General features: G+C 63.7%; 12 protein-coding genes. 6 read left to right on the forward strand and 6 right to left on the reverse strand.

The window, feature by feature from the left end:
* Nucleotides 1–28: 28 nt before the first annotated feature.
* Nucleotides 29–619 (reverse strand): DinB family protein, encoded by a 591-nt coding sequence (locus GY769_00795; GenBank protein ID MCP4200454.1) that lies wholly within the window; start codon nucleotides 617–619, stop codon nucleotides 29–31.
* Between the two features lie 97 nt (nucleotides 620–716).
* Between GY769_00795 and GY769_00800 the strand changes: the two genes are divergently transcribed.
* The gene (locus GY769_00800) at nucleotides 717–1361 is read left to right on the forward strand and encodes a pyridoxamine 5'-phosphate oxidase family protein (protein MCP4200455.1); all 645 of its coding nucleotides are present in this window, start codon (nucleotides 717–719) and stop codon (nucleotides 1359–1361) included.
* The gene (locus tag GY769_00805) at nucleotides 1361–4333 is read left to right on the forward strand and encodes a hypothetical protein (protein ID MCP4200456.1); all 2973 of its coding nucleotides are present in this window, start codon (nucleotides 1361–1363) and stop codon (nucleotides 4331–4333) included. Before GY769_00800 ends, GY769_00805 begins: the two co-directional genes overlap by 1 nt.
* Nucleotides 4334–4448: 115 nt before the next feature.
* On the opposite strand, the gene GY769_00810 is transcribed toward GY769_00805, so the two are convergent.
* Nucleotides 4449–4874 carry a YkgJ family cysteine cluster protein gene (locus GY769_00810; GenBank protein ID MCP4200457.1) on the reverse strand — a complete coding sequence of 142 codons (426 nt, stop codon included), beginning with the start codon at nucleotides 4872–4874 and terminating at the stop codon, nucleotides 4449–4451.
* On the reverse strand, nucleotides 4871–6220 hold the full coding sequence (locus GY769_00815; GenBank protein MCP4200458.1) for an amidohydrolase family protein: 1350 nt from the start codon (nucleotides 6218–6220) through the stop codon (nucleotides 4871–4873). The genes GY769_00810 and GY769_00815 overlap by 4 nt, the downstream gene beginning before the upstream one ends.
* A 130-nt stretch (nucleotides 6221–6350) precedes the next feature.
* On the opposite strand from GY769_00815, the gene GY769_00820 reads away from it, so the two are divergent.
* Nucleotides 6351–8015, forward strand: coding sequence for a DNA topoisomerase VI subunit B (locus GY769_00820; GenBank protein MCP4200459.1), 1665 nt, complete (start codon nucleotides 6351–6353; stop codon nucleotides 8013–8015).
* 471 nt (nucleotides 8016–8486) lie between these two features.
* Here the strand turns inward: GY769_00820 and GY769_00825 are convergent, their stop codons facing one another.
* Nucleotides 8487–9743, reverse strand: a complete 1257-nt coding sequence (locus GY769_00825; GenBank protein MCP4200460.1) for an MFS transporter — start codon at nucleotides 9741–9743, stop codon at nucleotides 8487–8489.
* 104 nt (nucleotides 9744–9847) lie between these two features.
* Between GY769_00825 and GY769_00830 the strand changes: the two genes are divergently transcribed.
* Entirely contained in the window at nucleotides 9848–11026 is a 1179-nt protein-coding gene (locus tag GY769_00830) for a DNA topoisomerase IV subunit A (protein ID MCP4200461.1), read from the forward strand.
* 88 nt (nucleotides 11027–11114) lie between these two features.
* Nucleotides 11115–12293, forward strand: a complete 1179-nt coding sequence (locus tag GY769_00835) for a threonine/serine exporter family protein (GenBank protein MCP4200462.1) — start codon at nucleotides 11115–11117, stop codon at nucleotides 12291–12293.
* 69 nt (nucleotides 12294–12362) lie between these two features.
* Here the strand turns inward: GY769_00835 and GY769_00840 are convergent, their stop codons facing one another.
* Nucleotides 12363–13316 (reverse strand): EamA family transporter, encoded by a 954-nt coding sequence (locus GY769_00840; protein ID MCP4200463.1) that lies wholly within the window; start codon nucleotides 13314–13316, stop codon nucleotides 12363–12365.
* Between the two features lie 6 nt (nucleotides 13317–13322).
* Nucleotides 13323–13871, reverse strand: coding sequence for an OmpH family outer membrane protein (locus tag GY769_00845; GenBank protein ID MCP4200464.1), 549 nt, complete (start codon nucleotides 13869–13871; stop codon nucleotides 13323–13325).
* A gap of 185 nt (nucleotides 13872–14056) precedes the next feature.
* Here GY769_00845 and GY769_00850 point away from each other — a divergent pair.
* A partial coding sequence (locus tag GY769_00850) for an MFS transporter (GenBank protein ID MCP4200465.1) occupies nucleotides 14057–14448 on the forward strand: 392 nt, incomplete at its 3' end.

Here is a 14448-nt window from a genome sequence, read left to right on the forward strand (position 1 = left end):
TCGCGGTACAGTTCGATGGACCTAAAAACTAGCCTTCGTCTTCGCTACCCTCGTCGCCCGAGTCATCTCGGGGCTGAGACCACGGTGGCACTACGCCCATGCTTCGGGCGTAGACGATCGCCTGCCCGAGATGCTCGTGGCAGTGGCCGGCGACCAGCATCAAGACCTGACGCTTCGGCCACTCGCTCCCGAAGAAAGACACCATAGTGTCGAGATCATCGTCCGCGAGCCCGGTGACGGCATGCTTGACCGCCGCGAACGAGGCCTCCAGCGCGGCCTTGACGTCGTCCTTTTCGGTGATCTCGGTTTCCATCTTGTCGACGCCTTCCGGAGCTTCGACACCGAGCGCTTGAAGAATCTGGTGGTTGGCCTGGGCCATGTGCATGAAGGAAGCTGCCGTCGTGCGTACTTCGGGGGCGGGGCCCCAGGCGTAGCTGCCGGCAGGGATCGCGTCGGCAAGGGCCATCACCTTCTGTTCCACGAAGCTCATGTCGAGGAGGAATGAGGCACGAAAGCCGGTGGTCGGAGCTTCGGATTCATGATGCTCGGCGAAGACTGCCGGCGCGGCGAAAAGCATCAGCAGAGTAAGCGTGGCGCACCGTTGAGGATTCAAATGCATTGAACGGACCTCCTGTTTGGTTGAGCGGACGTTACTCCAACGACTCCGAGGGGGCAAAGGTTTCTGCAGACGCGCCTTCTGCGGTAGCGTTCGCGCCATGTCGACACCACGCACTCGGGTACGCAGAATATCGGATCGCGGCCACTACGACGCCGCCACGATTCACGCCATCCTCGATGAGGGCTTCATCTGCCATGTGGGCTTTGCGGTCGACGGGCAGCCGTACGTGATTCCGACCGGCTACGGTCGCGATGGGAACCGACTGATCCTCCACGGTTCGGTTGCAAGCCGCATGTTCAAACACCTACGCGAGGGATTCGACGCCTGCGTGTCGGTGACTCTGCTTGACGGATTGGTGCTGGCGCGATCTCAGTTTCACTCCTCGATGAACTACCGCTCGGTGGTGGCTCTGGGTTGCGCCACCCCGATTCGGGAGGAAGCCGAGAAGCGACGGGCACTGGATATCCTGGTCGAGCATCTGGCCCCGGGCCGCGGCGCAGATTCGCGACCGGCCGACCGGCAGGAGCTAGCCGCAACCGAGGTCCTGGCCTTCCCGCTCGATGAGGCCTCGGCCAAGATCCGAACCGGTCCTCCGGGTGACAACGAAGAAGATCTCGATCTCGGCATGTGGGCCGGCGTCATCCCCTTGGGGCTCGAGGCTGGGATTCCGATAGATGCACCGGATCTTGCAAGCGGAATCGAAGTTCCGGGCTATGCCCTCAACTATCGAAGAGGCTCTTGATGATGAAAAGCTGTTTCACAGCGGTTGCGCTGGCTCTGATTCTGTCCTTTTCCGCCCCTGCGGCTCGAGCGGCCAAGCGCTGCACACCCTGTGCGGGTGTCGCGGTGTCGGACTGGAGCGCGGCAGCGGTTGCGCTGGCCCAAGGGCCGGCTCTCGAAGAGGAGGCGTTGCTTCTGGTCAAGCGCAGCGTCTCCTTGGCCGACGTCGACTCTGCCTCTGACAACCCCGGCACACCCGGCGGCGCGGTCAGGACGGCACTGGAGACCGGCTTTGCTGCCCTCGCGGCCGAACAGATCACACCTTGGCTGAGAGTCGAGTTCACTACGCCGCCGCCGCTGCTCGACAATATCGGTGAGCTGGCGTTGGAGCTCGAGACCCTGGCTTTGCTGGCGCGCTCGAGCCCGGACGGTACGCACTTCCAGATCGCCTGGTCGGCGCGAGGTTCGGCCTCGTGGCAGGACTACGCCTTTCTTTTCAAGAGGGCAGCGGTGGCGGTCAGTGGCGCGCAGCCGGGCGCGCTTGTGGTGTCGTCGCCGCTTCCCAATGCCGAAGCCGTGCGAACGTTCTTCGCGGAGGAGGTCGCGGCCTATGCCGATGCCGTCGCCCTGACTCCGGCTTCCGACGATGTGCTGATCCAGGCCTTGACCGAGATTCGTGTGCAGGACCCCGGAGCGGTAGTAGTGGTTGATTCGTTGCCCATGCCCGAGCCCGAGTCGAGGGTGCTCGGCGAGGCCGCCCGTCTGGCCTACCTGGGAGTGGACGTGGCGATGTTCTCGGTGGACTCGATATCCGGTCCGACGGCACGCCGGTTGAAGCTTCTCTCTCGCGAGTTTTCGGGAGACGTTTCGCCCGATCCCACCAGCTCTCCCGAAGGAGCCGAGGGTGCCTGGGCGTTTGTCCGAGGCGAAGACCTGAGCCTGCGAGTCATTGCCAACGCGCCCGACGGCGCCGATGAGCTGGCTCTTCGATTCTCCGATCCCCACCTGCGCGATCCCGCGATCATCAACTTCGAGACCGGAGAGACGCTGCGCCAGTACGGCATCGCGCGCGACGCGGAGAGCTTCTCGGTCGAGATCGCGGACCCCGACGGGGTCGTGGTTCTGTCGCTCGCTCGCATGACCGCGGCCGAGCTCGAAGGCATCCTTGGCTTGGAAGAAGAGGTTCTGGTGAGCGACACCCGGCAGATGCCGGTCGAGGAGATCCTGAGGCGCCACCAGGCGTTCGAGGACGCCCAGGCCCGAAAGATCGATTCATACATTGCCAGCAACACCTCTCATCTGCGGTTTCAATTCGGCACGACGAGTCAAACGCTCGAGGCGACGTTCAAAGGCCCGTACTTCTTCCAGCAGGGCGGCGGCTATGACTGGGTCTGGCAGGAGTTCATGGTCAACGGCGTGCGCTGGAAGAGGAAGACGATTCCCGAGATTCCGCTGGTACAGCCCGAAAAAGCCGCGGCGCTGCCGGTCGAGATCACCTTTTCCAAGGAATACCGATACCAGTTGCGTGGCACCGAGGAAATAGCGGGAAGAGACTGCTGGGTTGTCGATTTTGCCCCGGCGGTCGAGGTGACTCCGGAGCGCACGCTCTACCAGGGCACGGTCTGGATCGATCGCGAGATCTACGCTCGCGTCAAGACTCGTACGGTCCAGCTCGGCCTCGAGGGTGAAGTGATCTCGAACGAGGAAACCCTGTCGTTCGCCCCGCTGACCACCGACGGGGCGTCAGCACCCTGGTCGGCGGCGAGCTACTACATCCCGACTCGCCTGGTCGGGCAACAGATCTGGTCGCTCCTCGGAGGCACGACCGTGGTCGAGCGCGAGATTCTCCTCGACAATGTTCGCATAAACCCGGCGAGCTTCGACGCCGAGCGCCAGGCGGCGCTCGATTCGGAGGCCACCATCGTTCGCGATACCGAAGAAGGATTGAAATACCTGGTTGTTGACGAGGAGACCGGTGAGCGTGTGGTCAAGGAGGAGTTCGACAAGAAGCGCCGCTTTCTTGTCGGCGGTGTCTTCTATGACGAGAATCAGGACTTCCCGATTCCTCTGGCCGGTATGAACTGGTTCTGGTTCGACTGGCGCGAGACCGGCACCCAGGCCAACATCTTCTTCGCCGGGCCGCTGGCCACGGTGGCAATCAGCGATCCGAATTTTCTCGGCACGAAGTGGGATTTCGGTATCGACGCTTTCGCCTTTGCTTTACGCGGTGACGACACGCTCTTTCGCGACGGACAGGAGGCGACCCTGGAAGAGGTGAAGACATCCAATCCGAATTTCGACCTCAAACTCGGTCGTCCGCTCGGCAACTTCGCCAAGATCGAAGCTCAGTACCAACTCGGCTACCAGAGCTTTCGGCGCGGAGACAACACGGCCGAGGACTTCGTTCTACCATCGAATCATCTCAACCATGAATTCCGGTTGACCGCGAAGTACAACCGCAAGGGCTATCGCTTCCGGGTACGGGGCAGTCGACACCTGCGCGGCGACTGGGACTTCTGGGGACTCCCCGGGAACACCGAGTTCGAAGCCGACGACGACACCTACAGCACCTGGAATGTCGCGCTCGGCAAAACCTGGCACCTGCCCAAGTTCCTGAAGTTCGGCGTCGAGGTCGAGTATCTGGACGGCTCGAATCTCGATCGTTTTTCGAAGTTCGACTTCGGCACCTTTTCGAGCGTTCGGGTACGCGGCTACGAGACCGGCAAGATCCGGGCGGACGAAACGCTGGCGGCGCACCTGAACTACGGCTGGAACGTCGGCGGTACATTCCGGCTCGAGGCCCTGGCAGATGTGGCCCTGGCGACCGAAGAGATTTCAGGGTTCGATCAAGAACTCTTGGCCGGTGTCGGAGTGGCCGGGACCATGGTCGGACCCTGGAGCACTCTGATCAACGTCGATCTCGGAATCGCGGTCGAAGGTCCGGATGACGGTGTCACCGCGACCATTGCGGTGCTCAAGCTGTTCGACAAGTGATCGGATGACCGAACGCTGAGAGTGTCGCGCCGGAGCCGTCCCTCCGCGAGCGAAGAGAGGCTCGCTCCGGGCCGCTCTCGAACGGCGACCCAGGCGCGCGAGTCATGAATCCTCTCTACGAGGTCTCGCCCTTGCCGACTGCGAGCCGGTTGATCTCTTCGAGCTCATAGAGCCGCCCCTTGTCGACCCCCGGCGAGAGCTCCGCGGTCTCTTTCCAGTCCTCGGGAGTCGCCAGATTCTCCCTCCAGAAAGGAAACGTCCGGCACTGGCGAGGGCGGGCGTCGTAGACGGTGCATTTGCCGTCCCAGAAGATGCAGGCCCTCTTGTCCGAGTCTCCGGGAAAGGGGATCTCGGTCAGGCTGTGGCGGCGCCCGCCCTGGCGCAGGTACTTGCGGCCGAAGTCGTTCAGCTCGAGTCCGAGGTGTTCTGCCAGTTGCCGAATCTCGTTGCGGTCGACCCAGACGTAGCCATCGATCAGACAGCAGCTACCGCAGCCGGTGCAGCCGAATCGCAGCCCGTCTTTGTACCAGGGAGATGTCAATCCCGAGGTTGACTCAAACTTGGAATCGCAGCCAGCGAGTCATCCTTGTAGACGGCGCCTTCCTTCATGACGAAACTGACGTTTTCGAGCACCGAGATGTCTTTGAGCGGGTCGCCCGGGACGGCCACGAGGTCGGCGATCTTGCCGGCTTCGATGGAGCCCAGCTTGTCGTCGATCTTCAGAAGCTCGGCAGTGGTCACGGTCGCCGACTGAATCGCTGCCATCGGCGGCATGCCGGCCTCGACCATGAGCGAGAACTCTTCAGCATTGCCACCGTGAGGCGACACGCCGCAGTCGGTACCGAAGGCGATCTTGACGCCGGCCCTGTAGGCCTTGCCGAAGGTCTCTTGGATCTTGGGCCCGATCTCGGCGGCTTTGGGGCGAACCACTTCCGGAAAGTATCCGTCGATCTTCGCTTTCTCGGCGACGAACTCGCCGGCCAGGATGGTTGGCACGTAGTAGGTGCCGTGCTCTTTCATCAGCTCCATGGTCTCTTCGTCCATGAGGGTGCCGTGCTCGATCGAGGTGATGCCGGCGCGCACCGCGCGCTTCATGCCTTCGGCGCCGTGGGCATGGGCCGCGACGTGGAAGCCGTAGTCGTTGGCGGTCGCGACGATGGCGCGGAGCTCCTCTTCGGTGAATTGCGGATTCTGGCCGCTCTTCGCCACCGAGAGCACACCGCCGGTGGCGGTGATCTTGATGAAGTCCGCACCCTCTTTGTAGCGGTGACGCACGGCCTTGGCCGCGTCTTCGGGACCGTTGACGACGCCGTCCTCGGGACCGGCGTCACGGGTCAGGTCCTCTCGTAGACCGTTGGTGGGGTCGGCGTGGCCGCCGGTTGTCGCGAGGCTCTTGCCGGCGGTGAAGATCCTCGGCCCCGGCACCAGGCCTCTGTCGATCTGGCCGCGCAGCGCAATCGTGATCGTGCCGTCGTCCCCGGGATTACGCACGGTCGTAAATCCGGCCAGCAAGGTGCGCCGGGCGTACTCGACCGACTGGATCGCGAAGTGCGCGGTGTTCTTCTGCACGCGCTCGAGGTAGTTCCTGGGATTCATCTGGCCGGTCAAGTGAACGTGCATGTCCATCAGACCGGGCAGGACGGTGGCGTTGGAGAGGTCGATCACCGAATCTCCGTCGGCGGGAGCCGAGAAGCCCCGACGAACTTCAGTGATGCGATCGCCGTCCACGACCACGGTCATGTTGCCGAGTGCTTTGTCCGAGACGCCGTCGATGAGGCTGCCGGCGTGAACCAAGGTTGCCGCCGAAAGCGGATTGACTCCAACGAAAGCGGCAAGGACCAAGATTCGAGTGATCAACGCCCAGTGGTGGAAGGGAAATCGGGACATTGTGGGTCTCCTGGAGAAGAGTCTGCAGTCAACGAGCAGCGACGATATCATCGGCGCCGTCGCGGAATTTCCCCGCGGCGAGCGGAGCAAGATGGCTAAGCGAAAAGCAAGGAAGGCCCCGCCGAAAAGGATGGCCAAGACCAAAACCAAATCGAGGGCGAAGACCGCGACGAAGACCAAGGCCCAGAGTCGAACCCGGCTTCCGAAGGTCGCGGCGACCAAGCCTCGACGGCGCGCTACCGCCAGATCGATGGCGGCGGCCCAGCGCGAGATCTCGGTCTCCGAGTTCTTTACCAAGAACCGGCACTTGCTGGGGTTCGACAGCCCGACCAAGGCCCTCCTGACCACCATCAAGGAAGCCGTCGACAACTCGCTCGACGCCTGCGAGGAAGCCGGCATCCGGCCGACGCTGAAAATCTCGATCGAGGCCACCGGTGAGAACCGCTACCGGGTCGCGGTAACCGACAACGGCCCGGGAATACTCAAGAACCAGATCCCGCGCATCTTCGGGAAGCTCCTCTACGGATCCAAGTTCCACCGGTTGCGCCAGAGCCGCGGCCAGCAGGGCATCGGCATCAGCGCCGCCGGCATGTACGGTCAGCTCACGACGGGCAAGCCGATCGTGATCGAGAGCCGAACGTCCAAGCGCCGTCCCGCCCATCGCTATGAGCTCGTGATCGATACCAAGAAGAACCAGCCGGTGGTCCAGAAGGACTCGACCGTGCCCTGGGAAGACGCCCACGGCACCCGGGTCGAGATCGAGCTCGAAGGTGTCTACCGTGGCGGCAAGCACGGCGTCGAGAACTACCTGCGCCAGACCACGCTCGCTAACCCACACGTCGAGATCCGATTCTGGCCTCCGGGCGAGGACGAGGAAACGAGTGAGCCGATCGTCTTCAAGCGGGCCTCAATGGAGCTCCCGGTCGAGGCGCGCGAGATCAAGCCTCACCCGTACGGAGTCGAGCTCGGTCTGCTCTTGCGGATGCTCAAAGACACCCAGGCGACGACCTTGAAGCAGTTCTTCCAGACCGAGTTCAGCCGGGTCGGTCCAACCACTGCCAGACGCCTGGCCGAGGCGGCGGGCTTGCGCTCGCGGAGCTCCCCGAGGCGGGTTTCGCCCGAGCGCGTGGAGCTGCTGCTGGCGGCCATCGCCGAGGCCAGGATTCCGGCACCGCCGACCGATTGCCTGTCTCCGATCGGCGAGGAGCGCATCCTCTCCAGCTTGAAAGAGCAGGTCGAGGCCGAGTACTACGATGCCATCACCCGGTCACCGGCGGTCTACCGTGGGAATCCGTTTCAGGTCGAGGTGGGCCTGGCTCATGGCGGCGAGCTCGGCGCCGAGGACCTGGCCGCCGTCTTCCGCTACGCCAACCGGGTGCCGCTTCTCTATCAGGCCGGTGCCTGCGCCTTGACCAAGAGCGTGCTGGGTACGAACTGGAAGAGCTACGGCCTGCTTCAGGCCCGCGGAGCGCCGCCGACGGGGCCACTTCTGCTGATGGTCCACATCGCTTCGGTGTGGGTGCCGTTTACCTCCGAATCGAAGGAAGCGGTGGCGTCCTACGACGAGATCATCAAGGAAGTGAAGCTCGCTCTCCAGCATGTCGGGCGAAGGCTCGGCGTTCATCTCAAGCGCGCCGCCAGAGCCCGCGATGCCGAGCGGAAGCGACAGTACATCGAGAAGTACATCCCCCACGTCGGCATCGCCCTGCGCGAGATCCTGGATCTCTCCGAGCGCCAGGAAAAGAAGGTGGTGACGACGCTCACCGATACCCTGCGCAAGAGCCGGAAGATGTGACGCAAGCGTGCTATTCAGCACACTTGCTTCATCCCGAGGCTCAGCGAGGGATCCCTTGGCCTGCACCGACAGTGTCGCGCCGGAGCCGTCCCTTCGCGAGCGCAGAGAGGCTCGCTGCGGGACGCTCGCGACGCTCCTTCAGCCGCCTGGCACTTGCGACTCCCCGCTCTGCGTTGGGAGGTTTGGATTCGCGTTTCGCGTCTGCTCGAAGCCGGCAAGCGCAAGCGAGCGATCTCTCTTTGCACCGATAGTGTCGCGCCGGAGTCGTCCCTTCGCGAGCGCAAAGAGGCTCGCTGCGAGACGCTCACGGCGCTTCTTCCGCAGGTGTGTCCTTCGCGACACGTCGGGGCGTCGATTCTTTTCCCTGCTGTTGATGGTTTGCCGCATCCTGCTCTTGGCTTCGACGCCCTCGGGAAGGCTCTGTTCCGGGACGACGCGACGGCAAGCCGTCGAACGGCGAGCTGAGCGGCGTTATGGCTGGCTGCTTCGCGTCTTCAAACGCTCGGGCTCGTGCTTGCCGACCGGCGCCAGCAAGCTCAAGAACAGCAGGGACAGGACGGCCGCCAGGCCGAAGATGAAGGTGTAGGAGGTGGCCTGGGTGATCGCCCCCGAGACCCAGGCCGCCGGCACCTTGCCCCAGACCTCGACCGAGGCCAGGAGCGTGTAGTGGGTGGCACCGATGCGCTTGTCGACCCGTGCCATCATGTAGGCAAAGAGCGCCGTAGTGAGCGCGCCGCCGAAGAAATGCTCGGCGCAGGTCACCGCCAGCACGCGCTCGGAGGTCGGCTCGACAACGGTCAGCCACCACTCCCCGATCACCGGCAGGACCCGAAACGCCGCCGCGAGGCCGACCGCGTGCAGCATGCGGATGCGACTCGCAAGCAAACCGCCCGCAACCGAGCCCAGGATCGAGAACAGCATCCCCCACGTGCCCACCCACAATCCAATCTGCTCGCGCGCGAATCCGGCATCGACCAGAAACGGTTTGAACATGGTGTCGGCCATGTTCTCGCCCAGCTTGTAGGTGCCGATGAAAATGATGAGCCACGCGGTGCCGCGCGTCGCGAACGACTCCTTGAGCAGCCTGAGAACGGCGCTCATCGTCGGGTGCTCGAGGGGCGAGGTCGGCACGTGTGGGTCGGAAAGATCGCGCTCGCGGTAGGCGGAGGTGACGATCGCGACCAGGAAGACCAGCCCCGCCATCGAGAGGAAGAGCCCCTGCCAGCCGATCTTGCCGCTCGCCCAGACTAGCAACCCGCCGCCGGTCAGCATGCCGATCTTGTAGCCGACGACCTGGGCGATGTTGCCCTTGCCGAGCTCGGGCAACGTCAGCAGGTCAATCGCCAGCCCGTCGACCGCGATGTCCATGGTGGCCGCGGCCAGGTTCATCAGGAAGACGAGCGCCAGCAGGGTTTTCAAATCCGAGCCCGGATCCAGGAACGCCGCAAAGATGCACAGCGACGCGAGCACGACTTCGAGCGGCAAGATCCACGAGCGCCTGCGGCCGAAGCTCTTCGAGCCGAAGCGGTCGACCAGCGGGGCCCAGAATGCCTTGAGCATCCAGGGTAAAGACAACGCGGTGGCAAAGCCGATCGCGGTCAGCGAAAGACCGGCCTCGCGCAAGTACACCGGCAGAGCGGTCGCCTGAAAGCCGAACGGCAACCCCTGGACGAAATAGAGCGCCCAGAGGATGCCCAGCTTCCGAACAGTCGCGCTCACGGCCCACATTCTACGAGGCTGCCGTATGATCTCGGCGAATCTCGGTCGGAGGACCCCCCATGGCGAAGAGCACGGCAAAGAAGTCGGCGAAGCGGAAAACGAAAAAGGCCCCGATGCGCGCAGCGACAAAGACCGTTCGTGGCAAGGCCTCAACGCGCGCGAAGACCGCGAGGACCAAGAAGAAGGCCGCGAGTCCGAAGCGGGTTGTGGCGACTGCGGTGGTTCCGAAGATTCGAGGTGAGGCAAAGAAGGTACACTCGAAAATCCTTACCCGCAAGACGCCGTCGCTCAGATTTCCGGTCCGTAGCCTCTCGAATGTCGTCTACCGCGCCAAGAAGGGCTACTTCGAGATCAAGGGCAAGAAGAAAGAGCGCACGCTCACGGTCGGCACCGTCAAGACGTTCGCCCAGACGCTGCGTATGATGGCGTTCTCGAAAGAGCTGGTCGAGACCGACGATATCGCCACCAAGCGGGAGGCCTACTACGTCTCGAAGAACTGGGACGAATGCCGGTTCAAGGAGCAGCCGGAGAGCGACACCGTGATGGAAGACGTCGAGGCGCTGTTTGGCGTCAACCGCGAGCAGCTCGGCTTCATCCCCGAGGAGAAGGGCGGCGACGTCGCCGGCGAGCTCGTGGTGATCGACCACGATCGCGAGACTGGCGAAATCTTGCGCATCGATTGCACCAAGTTCGGCAGCGGGGCCTACTCGATCCCGATCTCGGTCGAAGAGCTCGCCTTCGAGACCTCGGCCGACTTCATCCTGGCGATCGAGACCGCGGGCATGTTCCAGCGGCTGGTAAAGCACGCCTACTGGCGCAGTGCCAACTGCATCCTGGTATCCATGGGCGGCGTGCCGACCCGCGCCTGCCGGCGGTTCATCCGCAGGCTCGCCGACGAGCGCAAGCTCCCGGTCTATGTGTTCGTCGACGGCGACCCCTATGGCTACTCGAACATCTATCGCACGCTCAAAGTGGGCTCGGGCAACGCCGCCCACATGAACGAGTTCTTCTGCGTTCCTCAGGCGCGCTTTCTGGGCGTGACGCCCCAGGACATCGTCGACTACAAGCTGCCCACCCACCCCTTGAAGGATGTCGACATCAAGCGGGCCAAGGACGCGCTCAAGAACGACCCCTTCGTTCGGCATCACAAGCCCTGGCAGGAGGCCCTCGAGCGCCAGATCAAGATGGGCGTGCGCGTCGAGCAGCAGGCACTGGCCAAGCACGGCTTGAATTACGTCATCGACGAGTATCTGCCGCAGAAGATGGCGAACACCAAGGCTTTTCTGCCCTGACGTCCGGATGACCCTGGTTCCCGACTCGTCGAACGCTTTCGCGAGCGACGCCGGCTCTGTCTCCGAAGACCGCCGGGCGGCGCGCTTCTTGAAACGACTCGCTCGGGCTCTCCATCGTTACGGCATGCCGGTCCACCGGATCGAGGCCGCGCTCTCGAAGGTCGCCGCCAAGCTCGACGTTCAGGCGCAGTTTCTGGTCACCCCGACCTCGATCGTGACCTCGATCGGAAAGGGAGAGGCCGCCAGGACTTCGTTGGTGCGCCTCGATCAGGGCGAAGCCGATCTCGCCAAGCTCGCCGACCTGCACGACGTTCTGCGCGACGTTTTCGCCGGCCGAGCGACTCCCGGCGAAGCCACCGATCGGCTCGCCGAGATCGAGGCCAAGCCGCCGCTCTACGGCCCCGTGGCATTGGTCACGGGTTTCGCGGTGGTTTCTGCGGTGGTTTCGATGTTCTTCGGCGGTGGCGCGCGAGAAGCCATGGTTGCGCTGGGCCTCGGCCTCATGGTCGGACTGCTGGTGCTCCTCGCCGGTCGCTGGCCCCGGTTCGCGTTGGTGCTGCCGGCCGTGGCCGGCATCGCCTGTGCCGCCGGCTCTCAGGCTGCCGCTCATTGGGTTCGACCGCTGTTTCCGTCGATCCCGACCTTGGCGGGCTTGATCGTGCTCTTGCCCGGTTTGACGCTCACGATCGCGGTCAATGAGATGGCGCATCGTCATATCGTCAGCGGCTCGGCTCGGCTGATGAGCGCGCTGATCACGTTTCTCCAGATCGGCTTCGGCATGGCGCTGGGAAACGCCCTGGCGTCACGCCTCTTCGGTGAGGTCGCGGCAACCGCGCCCGAGAGCCTGTCCTTCACGTTTCTGGCGGTCGCCTTGGTCGTCAACGCCATGGCGCTCTCGGTGCTCTTTCAGGCGCGTCTTGAAGACGCGCCGGTCATCCTGGTCGCCGCCGCGACCGCCTTTCTCGGAGCCCGCTACGGTACCGAGTACCTGGGGCTGGAGCTCGGTACCTGCCTCGGTGCTTTCCTCCTTGGCACGGTAAGCACGATCATGTCGCGCTGGCGCGACATCCCCTCGGCGACCCCGATCCTGCCGGGGCTCCTGCTCCTGGTTCCCGGAAGTCTCGGATTCCGAAGCCTTTCGGCCCTGATCGCCAAGGACGTCGTCTCGGGCGTCGAGGCCGGCTTCACCATGGCCATGATCGCTTTGGCCCTGGTGACCGGGCTCCTGCTCGCGAACCTGACCGTCGAGCCGAGGAAGCTGTTCTAGCCCGGTCCACTGCGAGGGTCGACCTCCGTGTCGACGGAAAGCACCGTGCGGGTTCGAATCCCGTACGGTCTACCATCCCTTCAGTTCGTTCCCAGCGCAGTCTGATTCCCGAACCGAGCACCGCGAGCCGGGTCTGCCGATGGCCTTGAGCGAGGAGCGCACCGCCGAGCCGGCGCTCGGCAGGGCGACCCCGCTCAGGACCAGGGCGACGCCCAGCCATTGAACCGTGGAGAGGTCTTCGTCGAAGAGCAGGAAGGCCCAGAGCACGGTGGCCATGGGTTGGAGCAGCAGGAGGATAGAGGTCTCGACGGCCGGCAGCCGGGGCAAGGCGTAGGCGATCAGAAGCCAGCCTGCGACCTGTGAGCCGAGGGCCATTGCAATCAACCAGCCGTGAGCGGGCCAGCTCCAAGCGAGCTCGAGGTGACCGCCCAGGCGGCCGATTCCTCCGGCCGCGAGAAGCGCGCCGACCGTCGCCACGGAAAAGGCGCCGAACGGCGTCGATTCGTCGCGCGACGAGCGCCGGAAGAGCAACAGAAAGAACGCATAGGTGATCCCGGTCAGAAGTCCGAAGAAGGTGCCGAGGAGCGGCTTGTCACCGTAGGCGTCGGCGCGCCCCAGGCCCGAAACCAAGGTCATGCCGAGAAACGCCAGGGGAATACCGACGAACATCGACCGCCGCGGCCGCTCGCCGTGGAGCAGCCAGGCCGCGAGCCCCACGAAGATCACCTGGGTGTTACCCAGGACCGTCGCCAAGCCGGCTCCTATCCACTCGATCGCGCGGTGCCAGACGGCCAGGTCGATCCCCAGAAAAATGCCGCTGGCCAGAGCCATTGCCTGGAGCATCCACGCGCGTCCGGCTGAACCCGACGAGCGGCCGAATGCGAACCACAAAGCCAAGAGCACGGGCACCGCGTAGAGCGTTCGGAAGAACGCCGCGGTATCCGGCGAGACGCCGGCCAGGCGAACGAAGATCGCCGAGAACGAGATGATTAGGACGCCCGCGATCGCGGCCAGGTGGGTCAACCAGGCCTACTGCTGCGCCGCGTTGAAGCGCTCCATCACCATCTGGGTGATATCGACTCGCTCGTTGGCCATCACGACGACGCCCGGAATGTTGTTGAGGATCAGATCGTAGTCGCCTTCGTCGCGGACCTGGCGGAAGACTGGCGCCATCTGCTTTTCGATCTCGCGCAGGCCCTCATTTCGGATCCTCTCGCCTTCGCGTTGTTTCTCTTCTCGAAAGCGACGAATCTCCAGGGTCGCGTCCTCGTACTGTTTCTGGAGGTCAGCCTGCTCCGCTTGGGACAGCGTGCTGCCGCCGTCGCTGGCCTTCTGGCGGATGTCGCGGGCCTTCTGGGCTTTCTGTTCGCCTTCCGCTTGGACGGTCTTTTGAAACTGATCGAGACGAGCCTGGAGCGCCTGGCCCGGAGTGGACTGTGCCACCAGTCGCTCGAGGTCCACGACGGCGATCTTGATCGGCCGTTCTTGGGCAACCGCCACCGGATTCGCGATTGCGCCAAAGAGGAGGACGAGACTGAACGCGAAAGCAGCGGTGTAAGTGGAAGTGCGATGAGACATTCTGTTTTCTCCTGTCTTCGAAGTTCGGACTCTCGAACGAGGAGTCTAGAACGAGGGACCTCCGCTTGGTTGGCTTTTCGGGCAAAAGCAGTCGGGAGGGGACACGAAGGAATCGTGTCCCCGATGCGGCGGATCCTCTCGTTGTGCTCCAGCAAAACCGATGATCGCGCAACGAGACGAGAGCCTTGGACGCTACACTGCGGCTCGTGATGCCTAACTACCCTCCGGTTACGCGACGCGAGATCGTCTCGTGGGCGATGTTCGATTTCGCCAACTCGGCCTACACCACGATCATCGTCACGGTCGCGTTTTCGATCTACTTCACCAAGCTGGTGGCGCCCGGCGCCAACGCCGACTGGTGGTGGAGCGTGGCGGTCGGCACCAGCAACTTGATCGTCCTGGTTCTGGCACCGATCATCGGTGCGATCGCCGACGGCTCGGGACGCAAGAAGCCGTTTCTGGTCGTGATGTGGATTCTGTGCTGCCTCGGCACCGCGGCGCTCTATTTCGTCACGCCCGGCGCGCTGGCTCTGGGTATCGTCCTGTTCGTGGTCTCGAACTGTGCCTATGCCTTCGG

It is taken from the genome of bacterium (assembly GCA_024224155.1).
Classification (GTDB): domain Bacteria; phylum Acidobacteriota; class Thermoanaerobaculia; order Multivoradales; family JAHEKO01; genus CALZIK01.

Coding starts and splice junctions, on each gene's coding strand:
- GY769_00845 (MCP4200464.1), bottom strand. CDS start 13,871: ATGTCTCATCGCACTTCCACTTACACCGCTGCTTTCGCGTTCAGTCTC.
- GY769_00830 (MCP4200461.1), top strand. CDS start 9,848: ATGCGCGCAGCGACAAAGACCGTTCGTGGCAAGGCCTCAACGCGCGCG.
- GY769_00805 (MCP4200456.1), top strand. CDS start 1,361: ATGATGAAAAGCTGTTTCACAGCGGTTGCGCTGGCTCTGATTCTGTCC.
- GY769_00815 (MCP4200458.1), bottom strand. CDS start 6,220: ATGTCCCGATTTCCCTTCCACCACTGGGCGTTGATCACTCGAATCTTG.
- GY769_00800 (MCP4200455.1), top strand. CDS start 717: ATGTCGACACCACGCACTCGGGTACGCAGAATATCGGATCGCGGCCAC.
- GY769_00820 (MCP4200459.1), top strand. CDS start 6,351: ATGGCCAAGACCAAAACCAAATCGAGGGCGAAGACCGCGACGAAGACC.
- GY769_00825 (MCP4200460.1), bottom strand. CDS start 9,743: ATGTGGGCCGTGAGCGCGACTGTTCGGAAGCTGGGCATCCTCTGGGCG.
- GY769_00795 (MCP4200454.1), bottom strand. CDS start 619: ATGCATTTGAATCCTCAACGGTGCGCCACGCTTACTCTGCTGATGCTT.